Below are 14,945 nucleotides of genomic sequence, written 5' to 3' on the forward strand. Positions count from 1 at the left end.
ATTTTTGGATATGGAAAAGTCCGCTATCGAGGTTTAAAGAAAAACACCCAGCGTCTGTGTATGCTGGCCGGCTTTACCAACTTATTAATTGGAAAAAAATATCTGCCGCACTAGGTCCAGTGCGTCTGAAATCTGCAAAACGCAGATTTCAGGGAATGAAAATGGGGATAAATACGTATGGAAACCTGATTTTTGACTAAAAAACATTCATTTTTTGCTGTGTGAAACCTAATGCATAGTTAGAAAGCCATTTTTCAGAGTCTCCAAAGATATACTACCGATATTAATGATATGAACAAAATTAAATTAGATACCATTTAGTTTGCAATAAGAACCCACATGTTGGCCTTTATATATCAGCTGAGGAGACCTTTGTCGCCAAAGGACAGAAAAATATACCAACTAATTTTTTACAATGACAGACTGATAAATACTCACCAAGGCAGCACCTACACAAGACTACCTATTTTATTATTAGATACCTATCAAAATATTTTTAATTTTTTTTTGAAACTGTATAGTATCAATTGCCTGATAAAATTTGACAAACCTCCTGTAGAGAGTAAGGGCCAGTTTGAAAAAAACTATGGTGCCAGCTCCCGATAAGACACACAGACTGATACCATTAAGGAATTGCAGTCCCAAGTAAAAAATACTTTGAGTTGAAAATATAATCTATAAATACAGGTCAATTTAAAAGTCTATTGAGGAACCCCTCGCTCACTACAAACAAATATAAAACACACAAAATTACAAATGATTACTATTCTCAACAAGATGCCACAGCTAAACAATAAAAACCTCCCGAGAAAATTTTTTATGGATATTTCCTACACTTACACAGCCAAAAAATTAATTATAAGCAAGCCAATATAGATAAAAAATAAAACCTGACAAGATCCACTTTTGAATATTCCATGGTGCAAGCGGTGAGCACTCCAGACTTTTCTGACTTATCCCTCAATAGAACTCAACCCCTTCAGAAGCAACTCTATCAAGCATTGATAGAGTGGATAATTAACGGCCGATTAGCAGCAGGCTCAAAACTTCTGTCATCACGAAGAATGTCCGAATGCTTAAATATTAGTCGCAATACAGTTACCCAAGTTATAGAACAATTAAAAAACGAGGGTTGTCTAATTAGCAAGGCTGGCAAAGGTGTTTTTGTTTCCAAACACCTACCTCCCGGTATTGTTGAATTCCAAAAACCTCACACTCTCAACAAGGAAAAACTCCGTGACAACTCCTTGCCTAGGCTGTCAAAATTTAGTGAGTTTTTAAAATCCAGACCCCGCACAATATCCAGATGGCCCACACTACTTCCTTTTTCACCAGGTGTTCCTGATCTAAAAGCTTTTCCTTTTTCAATTTGGAATAAAATTTATCGACAACATCAAGATAGAATTCCAATTAGCGGATATGGAGACCCAGCCGGATATCTTCCTTTAAGAGAAAGGCTAGCAGAGTATTTGCTTGTTTCACGGGGTGTTCGCTGCACTTCAGATCAGATCATTATTACGAACGGGAGGCAGGAGGCTTTAAACATTTGCGCTCAAACCATATTAAATTTTGGTGATTCTGTATTAATGGAAAACCCTGGATTTCGGGGTGCCCGATTTGCATTTAACTCAATGAATGCAAGGATTAATCTAATAAAATTAAAAAGAAATCATCTAGACATAGATCAAATATTAAATGATGACTTAAACGCTAAAATTCTTTATACAACTCCAAACTATCAGCATCCTATGGGCGGAGTTATCCCACCTGATGATAGAAATAAGCTATTGGACTGGGCAGAGAACTCTAAGTGCTGGATACTGGAAGATGAAGCCAGCAGCTCTTTCTCATTTCAAGAAAAACCACAAGCTGCTTTACAAGGCATGCGGGAAAATACCCCTGTAATATTTATTGGTAGCTTCAATAGGGTTTTAATTCCCAGCTTAAGATTAGGCTACCTTGTGGTACCCAAGTCAGTGGCATCATCATTTACAGATACAAAATCTGTACTTTCAGGCCCATCCACCCTACTCTACCAGGCAATGTTAGCTGACTTTATGGACGAAGGACATTTCGTTCGACATATACGTAGAATGCAAAAAAACTATCAAAAGAAATGGGACCACTTATGTGAGTTAATTAGATTCTGGTTAGAGCCTAGTGTCGAACTAGTTACAAGTAGTGTAGCTATGTATGTAGTTATACTTACCCCCATGTATGATGATACTCGTCTTTCAGAAAAACTAATCCAAAGGGGATTTGGCAGTGCGCCTCTTTCACTATCTGATGCTAGAGAAAAAAAAATATCTGGCCTGGTACTCGGGTGCGCCAATACAACCCGGCTTCAGCGCGAACAGCTTGTACAGTATTTAGCTGACATTTTAAAAAAACAAGAACAATAGAACTCTTTAGGTTCTATACCTGCTTAACCTATTATCCCTTTGGTTTTATTGTAAACGCTTAATTAGTTTCCAGAAAGCCTACAACAAACCATTGGGACTCCCTCCTAACGAACTTATAAAAACCATCCTAGATCGAGCTATATGTTCATTGACTAACGGTTAAATAAGCCTTGAACACTTTTGACACGCAGAAAAAGCAATTTGATTTTTTCTGGAATGGCTCTTGCTCCAACACTGCCTAAAAAGAAGAAATGCCCCCCCGGCACACTCTGAGAAAAGTATTTCCCTGAGGTTTCAATAATAGTTTTCAAGCCTTCCCATTGCGCAGGAGAAAGTTTATCTAAGCTCTTAACACCAAGTATTTCCTTAATCAAAATTCGATCCCGAATAAACGCCCAATCAGATACATTCAACAAAACATTTTCCGCATCACATTGGGAGTTACCATGGATAACTACAGGAAAAGGATAACTTTCATAGTCGAAAGTATTCGCAGAAAACAAACTTCCTTTAAAATCCTCAATAAAACGGTTAGCTTTGTACATTAAACCTGCACCGATCAAACCCACAGGAGTGGCTCCCAATATTCGCTCCCGATAGACATCCTGCTCCAGAATAGTATGACCGCTATAGCTATTCTGCTTTTCTAAAGATTTAAAGAACCATGGATATAAACACTCACGGTTAGCCAAACCCTCTGGTGTCATTGTGATATTCTCTGCATTTGCCTTTGGGATAAAACCAGGAACTGCAGGATCTCCAGACATAGCGACAAACATCGCAATTGAAATATTTTTACCTATAGCCGCTCGTCCTAACGCTCCGGCAATTTTACACCCCATACTCCAGCCGCAAACAATCACTTCACCCTGTAAGTTATTTTTTGATCTCACTTTTTCAATCACTTCCACAACTTGCTTACCCCAGTCAGCAATTGTGAAACTGGGAAAGAAACCATCAAATATTTGATTAGCAATAGGATAAGATATCGCAAGAAAAGGATAGCCTGCGCGATGTACCCAATAACTGACAAAATCATCTTCACGAGTTCCTGGGCAACCATAAAAGATACGCGCCAGATGAGAGTTTCCCGGAACAAACACCATCAAAGGCTTAGAGGCATCGGCAGCAATATAGCGGTAGAGAACGGGAAACCCGGCCGCAGAAACTAAGACTTCACCTTCCTGTAACTTCCCTATTGCTGTTTTTTTCATACTCTTGTCATAACCGCCACCCACTTTTTAAGCTTTAGGAGTGGACCTCAGAGAGATATCGATATAGGCATCACTTAATTAACCCGATGCTTTACCCCAAACTTCCTCAAGCCTTTGATCGCGCCCACAGCGGAAACGATAGTATTTATAACGCAGGGGATTACGTTGATAGTAGTTCTGATGGTAGGCCTCTGCGGGGAAAAATGTCGCCGCCGGTTTTATCTGGGTGACAACTTTCTTACCCAGCTCAGCCTCTACCTTCTTCTTACTCTCTTCAGCCAGCTTCTTCTCTTCTTCATTGCCATAAAAGATCTCTGCACGGTACTGGTCGCCCCGATCACAAAACTGGCCACCGGCATCAAAGGGGTCTACATTGTGCCAAAAAATATTGAGTAACTCAGAATAACTCACTTTGTCTGCATCATATTTAACTTGCACCACCTCGGCATGGCCGGTACCACCAGCAGAAACCTGATCATAGGAGGGGTTCTTCACATGGCCACCGCTATAACCTGAAGTGGTTTCCAGCACACCTTTGACCTTGTCAAATGGTGGCTCCATACACCAGAAGCAACCGCCGGCAAAAATCGCTGTGCGGATATTAGGAGAATCCTGGGCATATCCGAGGGTGGCTGACAAAAGAAGTAACAGAGCTAAAATACCGCGCATAACGAATTCCTCTGGACAATTCTATTGATAGGTAATCTTCTGTCGGCTTATAGAGGGAAACTCTTACAGTGTGACAGCACCCTGGCAGGCGCGCAGGAAAATATCGCGGTATTCCACCGCATTAAAAGACATAGGGTTACTGGCGGCAGAGGGATCATCCGCAGCCATACGACCAACCTTATCGGCATCATCCGTTCCAATGCCAATTTCTTCCAAGGTATGCGGAATACCCAGCTGCTTGCGTAGGCCTATAACCCAGTCATACACGGCATCAAAGCCACTCTCAAATCTGTCTTTTCCGCTCAATTGCAATGAAAGCGCCAATTGCCCCATGGGAATCTCTATGGCGGGCCGGTTTGCGATAAGGACATAAGGCATCAATATGGCATTGAGTAGGCCGTGGTGCTTATCGTAAAGCGCACCAAGAGGGTGTGCGAGGGCGTGAATGGCCCCCAAGCCTCGCTGGAAAGCCGTTGCTCCCATACAGGAGGCTACCAGCATCTGTTGTCGCGACTTCAGCTCGGTACCAATCATGTACGCTCGAGGAAGATAATTCTTGATCAGCCGCATGCCCTGCAGGGCAATGCCTTCCGCCATGGGGTGGTACATCCGCGAATAATAGGATTCCAGGTTATGGGAAAGGGCATCCATCCCTGTGGCCGCAGTAACTTCGGGGGGCAGCTCAAGGGTTAGTTCAGCATCCAGGATTACGATATTCGGCAAGATATTCGGATGAAAAATCAATCGCTTGATTTGCGCGGCGTCATCAGTGATCACGGCTACCCGCCCCACTTCTGAACCCGTTCCAGCCGTGGTGGGTACCGCGATCACCGGAACCATGCCGTTCGGGTCGACGCGTTTATAGTTATCGCCAATATCTTCAAAATCCCAAATGGGACGATGCTGCCCGGCCATTAGGGCGATCGCCTTACCGGCATCGATGGCCGAGCCACCACCGAAGGCGATTACGCCGTCGCAATTTTTATCTCGTAACAGCTCGACACCACAGTCAATATTCTCATCGTTGGGATTCCCCTTGATTGAGGAGAAAATCTCCACCTCCAAGCCATATTCCTTACAAGGCGCTAATGCGCGTTGAAGCAATGGTATCCCGGCAATACCGGGATCCGTTACCAGTAAGGGGTGCTGCATATTGAGATCAGAGCAGGCTTTGGCAAGATCTGATATCCGGCCGGGACCAACCCAAATATTGGTAGGGAAATTCCAGTTAACCCGGTATTTATCCACATTATCCTCTCTGCCTTTACCGCCTAACCACTTAAAATTTCTAGTTATCCACAGTCTCTATGCGTTTAACCGATAGGATAAGGTTAAAAACAAACTTTCTGTGCATGGCCTCGCCGCTATCTGGATATCCCACCTGTAAAAGCTCGGGGTTATTATCCATAGGCCAAACTACAGCTGAAAAAAGCACGATTGTCATTTTAGTAATTGGACCTATAAAACCAGCAGAAGCATCATTAATCGACTACATCTTCTAAGGGCTCGATAGATTCAACTAACTTAATCACTGGAGTAAAGTCCACTGAATGACAGTCACCTTGATAGGACGCTATCAGTAGATCGCTCCCATCCCCCAAAAACCAATTTGCCGAACACTTCCCTTCCGATGTAAAAGTGACAAAGTAACCGGAATATTTGCCAATCTGTACCGAAGAAACTGGATGCTCCAAAGGATGCATTTTTAAGAACGCACTGGGGCTCCTCCATTAACCGACAACTCTTTCCTCAGAAAAAACCCCATCACATTGCCTGTATCATTCTGGCAAAATTCTATCCCCACATAGTCATTATATTCTCTGCGTATCGACCAACCATCAGGGACCTCTAAAGCAATATCTCTATAAACATAGGACTCCGCGTTTAGCACTAGGGGATAAGTTAAGAACAATCCATAAATACAACAAGTAATCCACCTCACAAATTTTCCCTCTTTACTGGTTTACTAGCCCCCAACTTTAAAGTGAAATGATTTGGGCCTGGTTAGCTGCTCAAACCCGACTCTGGACAAAGTACACCCCCTGCCAGACTGTTTAACTCCGCTCCAGGCCAACTCTGGGTCTAAATAGTCGCAGCGATTGAGGAAAACGGTGCCCACTCGCAAGTGATCGCCAATTGCCAGGGCAGTTTCTTCATCTTGTGAAAAAATAGCTGCCGTCAAACCGAAAGGGCTATTATTCATTAATTCTAGAGCTTCACCATCGTCATGCACTTTTTGCACCCCTAAAACCGGGCCGAAAGATTCCTCGCGCATTAGCCGCATTTTGTGGCGCACACCGGTGAGTAGTTGCGGCGCCATATACTGAGTGCCGCGTTTGTCCTTGGAGAATTTATTACTCTGGAGGTGGGGCTGGGCGCCCTGTGCCAGTGCTTCGTCAATTTGACCTCGCACTTTTTCGGCAGCCTCCGCATTGACCAACGGACCCAGGGTTGTGTCAGGATTATCGGGCCGCCCCAACTGGTAGTCACCCACTAATGAAGCGGCACGCTCAACAAACTCATCAAACAGATTTTCATGCACATAGGCGCGCTCAATACCACAACAGGACTGACCGGAGTTAAAAAAGGCTCCATCCACAACTGCTTCTATCGCCTGCTTAAGGTCTGCATCTTCCCGCACATAAGCCGGGTCTTTACCGCCCAATTCCAGCCCCAACTGGATAAATCGGCCAGCGATAGTGCGCTCTATATTGGCCCCCGCATCCACAGAACCGGTAAAAGCAATATGTTGAATTTCATCAGCACAGGCTAAACGTTGTGTATTTGAATGATTGAGATGTAGAAACTGAAAGACCCCGTAGGGCAGGCCCGCCTCCCTAAAAGCCTCCACCATGCGCTCCGCGCATAAAGGCGTTTGCGCAGAGTGTTTTAATATGACCGCATTACCGGCCAGCAGGGATGGCACCACCGCATTAACCGCAGTTAAATAGGGATAGTTCCAGGGGGCGATCACCAGGGAAGTCCCCAGCGGCTCACGGCGTATAAAACGGGAAAACCCCGGCTTGATTGGCAGATGGATATCTGCGAGAGCCTCTTCCGCCAAGTTCGCCATGGCGATGGCACGCTCAGCAAAACCATCTATTTCTCCCGGCGCATAACGAATGGGTCTGCCCATCATCCAGCAGATTTCCTCTGCCAGTCGATGTTTTCGCTCAGTAAAAAATTCCACCGCACGGTGGACTATGGCAATACGCTCTAACATAGGGGTCAAGCGCCAGGCCCTTTGCGAAGACGCCGACCTATCCAGGGCTACACGAATTTCAGCTTCGCCGGCCAAGGCCCGCTCTAGATACACACTGTTATCAACGGGGGAAATACAGCGCAGGTGGTGCATTTTAACTATCCGTTATCGCCGGCATAACCGGCATACATTGATTTCCCTTCAACATAAAAAACCACTGAAGCGCACTGTTAGAATGCCATTTAAATAATTTCGAAATACCTATCCAATTCCCAATCAGTGACATGGCGGCGATACTCGCGCTCCTCCCACTCGCGACTGGCGGCGAAGTGCTCAATAAATTCACTGCCAAACAATTCATATGCAGCTTCAGAGTTTTTCAGGCGCTGCGCTGCATCCCACAACGTGGTCGGCAGTATTTGCTGTGCCTGCGGGGCCAAAGCATAGGCATTGCCCTCAATCGGATCGCTGGGCTGCCACTGTTGCATCACGCCGTATAGGCCGGAACCCAGTGCGGCGGCCAGGGCCAGATAGGGATTGGCATCGGCTGCGCCGAGGCGGTATTCCACCCGCTGGGATTTATCGCATCCGGGAATAACACGAAGGGCCGTGGTGCGATTTTCCACTCCCCAATTAGCGTCAGTCGGCGCCCAGAACCCAGGTACCAAGCGGCGATAGCTGTTAATCGTGGGCGCGAACAGAGCCAGAAATTCCGGCATCAAACGCTGTTGACCGGCAATAAAGTGACGCATGGTTTCACTTATGCCCTGGGACCGGCTTCCATCGAAAAAAGCAGAATGGCCACGATCAACATCACACAGCGAGAGGTGTATATGTCCACTCTGTCCTGGGTAATCACTGGACCAGCGGGACATAAAGGTCGCCATTAACCCCATTCGCTGTGCCAACACTTTCATAAATGTTTTAAACAGCGCCGCCTTATCCCCTGCAGCCTCGGCACCATCCACTGTAATCGCTGCCTCGAGAACGCCGGGACCGGTTTCTGTGTGCAGGCTTTCCATGGGGAAGTCCATCTGCTCGCCCATATCGAGGATTCCTCGGTAGAGCTCGGCATGCACCGAATTGCGCAGCATCGAGTAGCCAAACCAGTCCGGTGTGAAGGGCTTCAGGTTGCGAAAACCCTTTTCCCGTACCGACTCGGGTGTTTCATCAAATAAAAAGAACTCATATTCGAGGGCGGCAAAGGGCTCAAAACCAATTGCCCGACAGCGCTCCACCACCCGGCGCAGGGCTGCACGGGGACACACGGCCTGAGCTCGGTCATCAAACTCGGCCAAAAACAGCAGCATATTGTCTTCGAAGGGAATATCGCGGCAGCTGTCCGGCAGGATGCGTACTGCGGCATCCGGGTAACCTGTGTGCCAGCCGGTGTAGCGGGCGTTGTCATAGAGTTGGTCTTTAACATCCCAGCCCAGAATCACGTCGCAGAAGGAAAACCCTTTATCCAGAGAGGAGAAAAATTTTTCACGACTCATATATTTGCCGCGCATGACCCCGTCCAAATCAAACAGGCCCACTTTGACATGACTAAGACCGCGCGCCTCTACGATGGCACGGGCCTCCTGAACGGTTTTTACCTCCCGAGCTTTGATCATGACCGTCCCTGCCCCGTTGTTGTTATCAATGACTTACAGGATAGACCCGCCAGCCAATCATTGACGTCCGATATTTCCTCCAAGGGCGTGGCTTTCAGCCGTGCCGAACTGCATATATAATCCGCGCTCCAAATTTTTCGTTTTATCCAGTCAGGACCAGCAATGAGCTTCGACAAGATCCCCGCAGGTAACGACCTGCCCAGCGACATCAACGTAATCATCGAGATCCCTGCCAACTCCGACCCCATCAAATACGAGGTGGACAAGGACTCAGACGCCGTATTTGTGGATCGTTTCGTTGCCACACCCATGTTTTACCCGGCCAACTACGGCTATGTGCCCCAGACTCTGTCCGAAGACGGCGACCCCCTGGACGTACTGGTAGTGGCCCCCTACCCGGTAATGGTTGGCTCCGTAATCCGCTCGCGTGTGATCGGCGTTCTGAAAATGACCGACGAATCCGGTGTTGACGCCAAGCTGCTGGCGGTACCGCACACCAAGCTGACCAAACTGTACGATCACGTTCAGGAAATCGGCGACCTGCCCGAGCTGCTGCTCAAGCAGATCGAGCACTACTTCGAGAACTATAAGGCGCTCGAAGCTGGCAAGTGGGTGAAAGTGGAAGGCTGGGCCGACGCTGAAGAAGCGCGCAAAGAAATAATGTCCTCCCGCGAGCGCTACCTGAAAGAAGAAGGCTAATTGCCGCTTCTTCTGGCCCGGTAATACCCCGTATTGCCGGGCTGGCAGGCATAAAAAAACCGGCTGTATGCCGGTTTTTTTATGCCTGTAACCCAGGGGGCAGGACAACCACCACCACACGCCTAATCGAGCGTCCACTGGGGAATATTGAGTGGCACTGGCACAGGCTCGGGCCGCTCACCCTTATCGAGCAAAGGGCCCTCCGCTGCGCGCAGGGTAATATGCGCCACGGACACCTCAACAGGCTGGCTTCGCTCTCGCTCGTGATCCTTGATCAGATTGCCTTCCATAGGCGCCAGCGTCCAAGTCGGAACGCGAGGTCCCTGTGATTCGGGCTCAACGGCCGATTTTTGCTCCATGGTGGTTCTGGCCGTTTCGCTACCGCTCTCATCCCTGAGAGTTACCTCGGCACCGATCTTGGCTAAAGTCGCTTGAAACTGTTCGGCCTGGGCCCGGCTGAGCCCCTTGCGCAAGATCAGCGGTCGTCCACTAAACAGCTTTTCAACCCCCTGCGGGCCGCTTTTAAACAGGCGCGCCATATTGGCCTTCACATCGCCGGCGGTATACCCGGCAACCAGATCCCCGCGAAAAATCAAGCTGTAGGTGCGTTGCGTCATCACTCAATCCCTCTCTGTCTTGCTTGGCGAGTTATGCCTGTACGGCTGGTTTATTCTTCGGAATCCAGAGTCTGGTCCATAGTGAAGGCGGGGGCACCTTCTATACGCCCACCAACTTGGCGCGCCGGTACACCGGCCACTGTGGTGTGATCGGGCACATCGTGCAAAACCAGGCTGCCCGCGGCAATCTTTACCTCTTCCCCCACCCGCACCGGCCCCAGTACCTTGGCGCCTGCGCCAATCATCACGCCGCGACCAATTTTGGGGTGGCGGTCCCCGGAACCACGACCACTGCCGCCCAGTGTCACCGAGTGCAGGAGGGAGACGTTATCCCCCACCACGGAGGTCTCCCCCACCACCAGGCCTGTGGCGTGGTCAATCATAATGCCGCGGCCAAATTTAGCCGCCGGGTGAATATCCACAGAAAACTGCTCCGATACCCGACTCTGGAAATATAGCGCCAGGGTAGTACGCCCCTGATTCCACAGCCAGTGGGCGATACGATGCGATTGCAGGGCGTGAAACCCCTTGAAGTAAAGAAATGGTGTTAAATACTGATCACAGGCCGGGTCCCGATCGTACCAGGCGCAAATGTCTGCCAGCATACTGCGAGATATTTCCGGATCGCGCTGCAGGGCGGAGGCAATCACCTCCTGCAAAGCCGTGGCGGTCAATGCGCTGTGATCGAGCACCGAGGCCAACTGATCGGCAATGGCGTGCTCCGGCGACTTGTGCCGTAGCACCGTATTGTGGAAATAACTCGCCAAGATCGGTTCGTCACTGGCGGCTGCGGCAGCCTCGACGCGCATGGCACTCCATACGTCACGGGGCTCGATTTGGCTATCGATAATCAGTTCCTCACCTTTCGGTCTCATTTCCCTGCGCTTCCCATTGTATCCAATCTAGGCGCCTGGGCTGGCGCAGCTTCGCAAGAATATCAGGACCTTTCAAGCGCCACCCAGCAGAATCAACGGCCCTGTACACGGGTTTTCTCTCACAGTGGCATCGTTGCCGGATAGCAGTGATCCGGTATCCATACAAAACGCGTATAGATGTGCTCTAGCTCGAGGCAAACCGTCTCGCACAAAGCCAGTTCGCAAGCGCGTAGCTGCTCTTCCAAGCGCTCAACAGTCAGTAAATGCTGTAGCTCCAGGGCTCGCGGAGCATAACTTAAGTGCCAGCGCTCCGGTGCCACACCACCGCGGTCCTCCGCATAGGGGCGAAACAGGCCATAGCTCTGCTCCGCGGCTATGCGCTGATCCAGCCACTGGTGAAAGGGCCCGAAGACCCCGTTATCGGCCACTTCCTGCGGGGTTAGCTGGACCTGGTAATCAGCAGCGACGGCGGCGGCATCGATAATATCGAAATCGGTACCCCAGTGGTGGCGCGAGGCGCCGGGCAGGGCCGACCAGCGCAGTATGGCCAGTACCCGTTCCCGCGGCGGCAGCTCAGAGATTTGCAGTGCTACCCCGTCGTTATTAAGCACTGGTCGCTGCCCTAGGGCCTTGCCATTCCAAATTGTGCGCTGGCGCTCAAAACTGCGAAAGCCGGAGACCACTTTAGGGTTAAAACCGGCATCGCGTGCATCGCGACTCAGACGCTGGAAAGCGACGAGGGCCTCCGGGTGCAATAGCTGCCCTGAAGGTGGATCGAGAATAACGTGTTCATCGGTAAGCCCAAAGAGCATACGCTGAAGCGGTGTGGATAACATTTGACTCCCATCGGCAGGCGATTTTTAAAAGGCGGGCTAAAGTGAGTAAACCCACAGGCACTACTCTATCAAAGAGCAATGTGTAATAAGCAAACCCACCGGAATTTGCTAGACAATGTAATAGGCGCTGTCTTATGAACCGCGACGGTAATCTTTATTGGCAGCTCATTAATTTATGTTAAGTTCAGTCCCGCGATTGAGGACTGATCGCGGCCACTGGACGGAAAAACTTGCAGGGAAAACTGAATGCACCCGAGTCAATCAGAACTACTCAAACTGAAGAATTTGGGGCTCGCCTCCGTCAATATCCTTCACTCTATAGGCATCCGTTCCTACGAAGATCTCCATCGCATCGGCCCTGTGGAAGCCTTTATCAGTATCCGCAATCGGGGCATCAACGCTTCTCGCGTTATGCTGTACGCCCTGCAAGGGGCGCTGATGGACGTTCACTGGAACGACCTGGACCCCGACCTCAAACAGCGTCTGGCCAGTGAGGCAGACCGTCTGTTGGCCACTCAAAGTTCAGACTAAAGCGAACACATCGACTTCCCGGCTACCTCCCTGTAATGCAATGACCTGGAGAGGGGCCGAGCGCTCAAATTCTATTCAAATTTTGTCACACAAATCGCCGCGCCCTATCTAAACTTGCCTAAGGGCAAAGAGAAGGAGAGAGCCGATGTTGCGCATTGGACTATTCCTGCTGACCAACTTGGCGGTGTTGGTTCTGGTCGGCATCATTTTCAATATTTTCGGTATTGGGGGCATCCTCCAGGCCAATGGTGTGGACCTGAACCTGGGCGCCCTGCTGCTCCTCTGCGGGCTGTTTGGGTTTGGCGGATCTTTCATCTCGCTACTCCTCTCCAAAACCATCGCCCGCATGAGTACCCGCACTCAAATTATCACTGATCCACGCAGCGCCGATGAGCAGTGGTTGGTGGAAACCGTGCGGGAGCTATCGCGCAAAGCCAATATCGGCATGCCGGACGTAGGTATTTTCCCCATGCCCCAGGCCAACGCCTTTGCCACCGGCTGGAATCGCAACAACGCCCTGGTCTCTGTCAGTGCCGGACTACTTCAGCGTTTCAGCCGCGAAGAAGCGCGGGCGGTTATAGGCCACGAGATCGGCCATGTGGCCAATGGAGATATGGTGACCCTGGCCCTGATCCAGGGGGTGGTAAATACCTTTGTGATGTTCTTCGCGCGCCTGGTCGGTTTCTTTGTGGACCGGGTGATACTGCGCAATGAGCAGGGCCTGGGTATCGGTTACTTCGTCACTTCAATAGTGATGGATATTGTCTTTGGCTTTTTTGCCATGTTTATCGTCGCCTGGTTCAGCCGCCGCCGAGAGTATCGCGCAGACCACGCCGGCGCCACTCTGGCCAGTCCCAACGCCATGATCGCGGCCCTGCAGCGTCTTAAAGTCGAGTCCGAACGCGGCCACGAGGAACCTCTACCCGGCAATATGAAAGCCTTCGGTATCTTCGGCAATATGGGGGCGATGCTCGCCACTCACCCGCCGTTGGATGAGCGCATCCTCGCTCTGCAAAATTTCCGCAAGTAATCCACGCTCACCCCCATCTATCCGCAATTTTTTGGGGCGGCACCGTTTGTTGAGGCGCCCCCGTCTTCACTCGCGCACAGTGGCCGAGGTAAACTTTCTCGCAAATGTGATCAAGGGAAGACTAGCATCCATGACACCGCTGAAAACTCTGCCCATTCTCCTGTCAGCACTGCTGTTTATTATCACCGGCTCCCTGTGCGCACAGGTGCAGGAGTTCGCCACCGATGACGAGCGCAACACCATGCAGGTGTTTAATTTCGCCAGTCCGTCAGTGGTCTATGTCACCAATGAAACACTGGTGCGCGACCGCAGAACCTTGCGCCTGCACGCGGTGCCCAAAGGCGCCGGCAGTGGCTTTATCTGGGATGAGCTGGGGCATGTGGTTACCAACTTTCACGTCATCGAGGGGGCGCGAAAAGTCACCATCACCCTGCAGGATCGCAGCGAATGGCCCGCCACTTTGATTGGTTCGGCGCCGGAAAAAGATCTGGCCGTGTTGAAAATTGAGGCTCCGAGAAAGCTGCTCAAACCCCTGGTGGCAGGCACCTCCAGCAACTTGGCGGTAGGGCGCAAAGTACTCGCTATCGGCAACCCCTTCGGTCTCGACACCACTTTGACCACAGGCGTTGTCAGCGCACTGGGGCGCGAAATCGAGGCTGCCAACAACCGCACCATCCGCAATGTGATTCAAACCGATGCCGCCATTAATCCCGGCAATTCAGGTGGCCCCCTGCTGGATTCCCTCGGCCGCCTGATCGGGGTAAACACCGCTATCTACAGCCCCAGCGGCACCAGTGTGGGTATCGGCTTCGCTATCCCGGTGGACACCGTAAAGAAAATTGTGCCGCAATTGATTAACCACGGCCGTCTGGTACGACCGATTCTCGGTATTGAATCCGCCCCGGATCAGTGGAGCAGCCGCTACGGTTTCGAAGGGGTCGCAGTCCTGCGAACAGCGCCGGGCTTGCCTGCGGAAAAAGCCGGGTTGCAAGGTATTCACCGCACTCGCCAGGGGGGGTGGCAATTGGGGGATGTGATCGTGGAAGTGGATCGCCAGCCTATCCGCAGCTACGACGACCTGCTCAACGCACTGGAGAAATATCGGGCCGGCGACCAGGTCACCCTGGGAGTCCTGCGCGACGGGACAATCCGCTACACCTCGATTACACTCGCCGCGCCGCAGTAATTGCGAGCAGTATCCGGCGCCCCCCGCTGTTCTCTAGCAGGGTATTGCGCCGCCAATACCAATAATTG

The 14,945-nt window shown here is 50.3% G+C and carries 14 protein-coding genes; 6 read left to right on the forward strand and 8 right to left on the reverse strand.

What is annotated here, in order from left to right; translation table 11 throughout:
• Positions 1-200 (forward strand): hypothetical protein (locus tag Q1A69_RS00005; RefSeq protein ID WP_299579165.1); only part of this gene is annotated, 200 nt, incomplete at its 5' end.
• Between the two features lie 729 nt (positions 201-929).
• Positions 930-2,402 carry a PLP-dependent aminotransferase family protein gene (locus tag Q1A69_RS00010; RefSeq protein ID WP_299579169.1) on the forward strand — a complete coding sequence of 491 codons (1,473 nt, stop codon included), beginning with the start codon at positions 930-932 and terminating at the stop codon, positions 2,400-2,402.
• 152 nt (positions 2,403-2,554) lie between these two features.
• Here the strand turns inward: Q1A69_RS00010 and Q1A69_RS00015 are convergent, their stop codons facing one another.
• The 5 genes from Q1A69_RS00015 to Q1A69_RS00035 form a co-directional block, all read right to left on the reverse strand.
• On the reverse strand, positions 2,555-3,616 hold the full coding sequence (locus tag Q1A69_RS00015; RefSeq protein ID WP_299579172.1) for an alpha/beta fold hydrolase: 1,062 nt from the start codon (positions 3,614-3,616) through the stop codon (positions 2,555-2,557).
• Positions 3,617-3,694: 78 nt separating this feature from the next.
• Complete coding sequence (gene msrA / locus Q1A69_RS00020) at positions 3,695-4,285, reverse strand: peptide-methionine (S)-S-oxide reductase MsrA (protein WP_299579175.1); 591 nt, start codon at positions 4,283-4,285, stop codon at positions 3,695-3,697.
• 63 nt (positions 4,286-4,348) lie between these two features.
• A complete protein-coding gene (locus tag Q1A69_RS00025) occupies positions 4,349-5,533 on the reverse strand; it encodes an iron-containing alcohol dehydrogenase (protein ID WP_299579178.1) in 1,185 nt (394 codons plus the stop codon).
• Between the two features lie 718 nt (positions 5,534-6,251).
• Positions 6,252-7,640 carry an aldehyde dehydrogenase family protein gene (locus Q1A69_RS00030; RefSeq protein WP_299579181.1) on the reverse strand — a complete coding sequence of 463 codons (1,389 nt, stop codon included), beginning with the start codon at positions 7,638-7,640 and terminating at the stop codon, positions 6,252-6,254.
• Between the two features lie 89 nt (positions 7,641-7,729).
• Positions 7,730-9,103 carry a glutamine synthetase gene (locus Q1A69_RS00035; protein WP_299579184.1) on the reverse strand — a complete coding sequence of 458 codons (1,374 nt, stop codon included), beginning with the start codon at positions 9,101-9,103 and terminating at the stop codon, positions 7,730-7,732.
• A 162-nt stretch (positions 9,104-9,265) separates the two neighbouring features.
• On the opposite strand from Q1A69_RS00035, the gene ppa reads away from it, so the two are divergent.
• A complete protein-coding gene (gene ppa / locus Q1A69_RS00040; RefSeq protein WP_299579187.1) occupies positions 9,266-9,802 on the forward strand; it encodes an inorganic diphosphatase in 537 nt (178 codons plus the stop codon).
• A 122-nt stretch (positions 9,803-9,924) separates the two neighbouring features.
• Here the strand turns inward: ppa and Q1A69_RS00045 are convergent, their stop codons facing one another.
• From Q1A69_RS00045 to Q1A69_RS00055, 3 genes are all read right to left on the reverse strand, one after another.
• Entirely contained in the window at positions 9,925-10,419 is a 495-nt protein-coding gene (locus tag Q1A69_RS00045; protein WP_299579190.1) for a hypothetical protein, read from the reverse strand.
• A 50-nt stretch (positions 10,420-10,469) separates the two neighbouring features.
• Positions 10,470-11,228 carry a serine O-acetyltransferase gene (gene cysE / locus Q1A69_RS00050; RefSeq protein WP_366525536.1) on the reverse strand — a complete coding sequence of 253 codons (759 nt, stop codon included), beginning with the start codon at positions 11,226-11,228 and terminating at the stop codon, positions 10,470-10,472.
• A gap of 185 nt (positions 11,229-11,413) precedes the next feature.
• The gene (locus Q1A69_RS00055; protein WP_299579196.1) at positions 11,414-12,130 is read right to left on the reverse strand and encodes a M15 family metallopeptidase; all 717 of its coding nucleotides are present in this window, start codon (positions 12,128-12,130) and stop codon (positions 11,414-11,416) included.
• 246 nt (positions 12,131-12,376) lie between these two features.
• On the opposite strand from Q1A69_RS00055, the gene Q1A69_RS00060 reads away from it, so the two are divergent.
• From Q1A69_RS00060 to Q1A69_RS00070, 3 genes are all read left to right on the forward strand, one after another.
• Positions 12,377-12,661, forward strand: coding sequence for a TfoX/Sxy family protein (locus Q1A69_RS00060; protein WP_299579199.1), 285 nt, complete (start codon positions 12,377-12,379; stop codon positions 12,659-12,661).
• A 145-nt stretch (positions 12,662-12,806) separates the two neighbouring features.
• Positions 12,807-13,691 carry a protease HtpX gene (gene htpX, locus Q1A69_RS00065; protein WP_299579202.1) on the forward strand — a complete coding sequence of 295 codons (885 nt, stop codon included), beginning with the start codon at positions 12,807-12,809 and terminating at the stop codon, positions 13,689-13,691.
• Between the two features lie 130 nt (positions 13,692-13,821).
• A complete protein-coding gene (locus Q1A69_RS00070) occupies positions 13,822-14,877 on the forward strand; it encodes a trypsin-like peptidase domain-containing protein (protein ID WP_299579205.1) in 1,056 nt (351 codons plus the stop codon).
• Positions 14,878-14,945 lie beyond the last annotated feature (68 nt).

This window comes from uncultured Microbulbifer sp. (genome assembly GCF_947498635.1).
In the GTDB taxonomy this organism is placed as follows: domain Bacteria; phylum Pseudomonadota; class Gammaproteobacteria; order Pseudomonadales; family Cellvibrionaceae; genus Microbulbifer; species Microbulbifer echini.

What these genes read in the sequence shown, in the direction of transcription:
- cysE (WP_366525536.1), bottom strand. Translation starts at nt 11,228, where the DNA reads ATGCGCGTCGAGGCTGCCGCAGCCGCCAGTGACGAACCGATCTTGGCG.
- Q1A69_RS00030 (WP_299579181.1), bottom strand. Translation starts at nt 7,640, where the DNA reads ATGCACCACCTGCGCTGTATTTCCCCCGTTGATAACAGTGTGTATCTA.
- Q1A69_RS00070 (WP_299579205.1), top strand. Translation starts at nt 13,822, where the DNA reads ATGACACCGCTGAAAACTCTGCCCATTCTCCTGTCAGCACTGCTGTTT.
- Q1A69_RS00060 (WP_299579199.1), top strand. Translation starts at nt 12,377, where the DNA reads ATGCACCCGAGTCAATCAGAACTACTCAAACTGAAGAATTTGGGGCTC.
- Q1A69_RS00035 (WP_299579184.1), bottom strand. Translation starts at nt 9,103, where the DNA reads ATGATCAAAGCTCGGGAGGTAAAAACCGTTCAGGAGGCCCGTGCCATC.
- ppa (WP_299579187.1), top strand. Translation starts at nt 9,266, where the DNA reads ATGAGCTTCGACAAGATCCCCGCAGGTAACGACCTGCCCAGCGACATC.
- Q1A69_RS00015 (WP_299579172.1), bottom strand. Translation starts at nt 3,616, where the DNA reads ATGAAAAAAACAGCAATAGGGAAGTTACAGGAAGGTGAAGTCTTAGTT.
- Q1A69_RS00045 (WP_299579190.1), bottom strand. Translation starts at nt 10,419, where the DNA reads ATGACGCAACGCACCTACAGCTTGATTTTTCGCGGGGATCTGGTTGCC.
- msrA (WP_299579175.1), bottom strand. Translation starts at nt 4,285, where the DNA reads ATGCGCGGTATTTTAGCTCTGTTACTTCTTTTGTCAGCCACCCTCGGA.
- Q1A69_RS00055 (WP_299579196.1), bottom strand. Translation starts at nt 12,130, where the DNA reads ATGTTATCCACACCGCTTCAGCGTATGCTCTTTGGGCTTACCGATGAA.
- htpX (WP_299579202.1), top strand. Translation starts at nt 12,807, where the DNA reads ATGTTGCGCATTGGACTATTCCTGCTGACCAACTTGGCGGTGTTGGTT.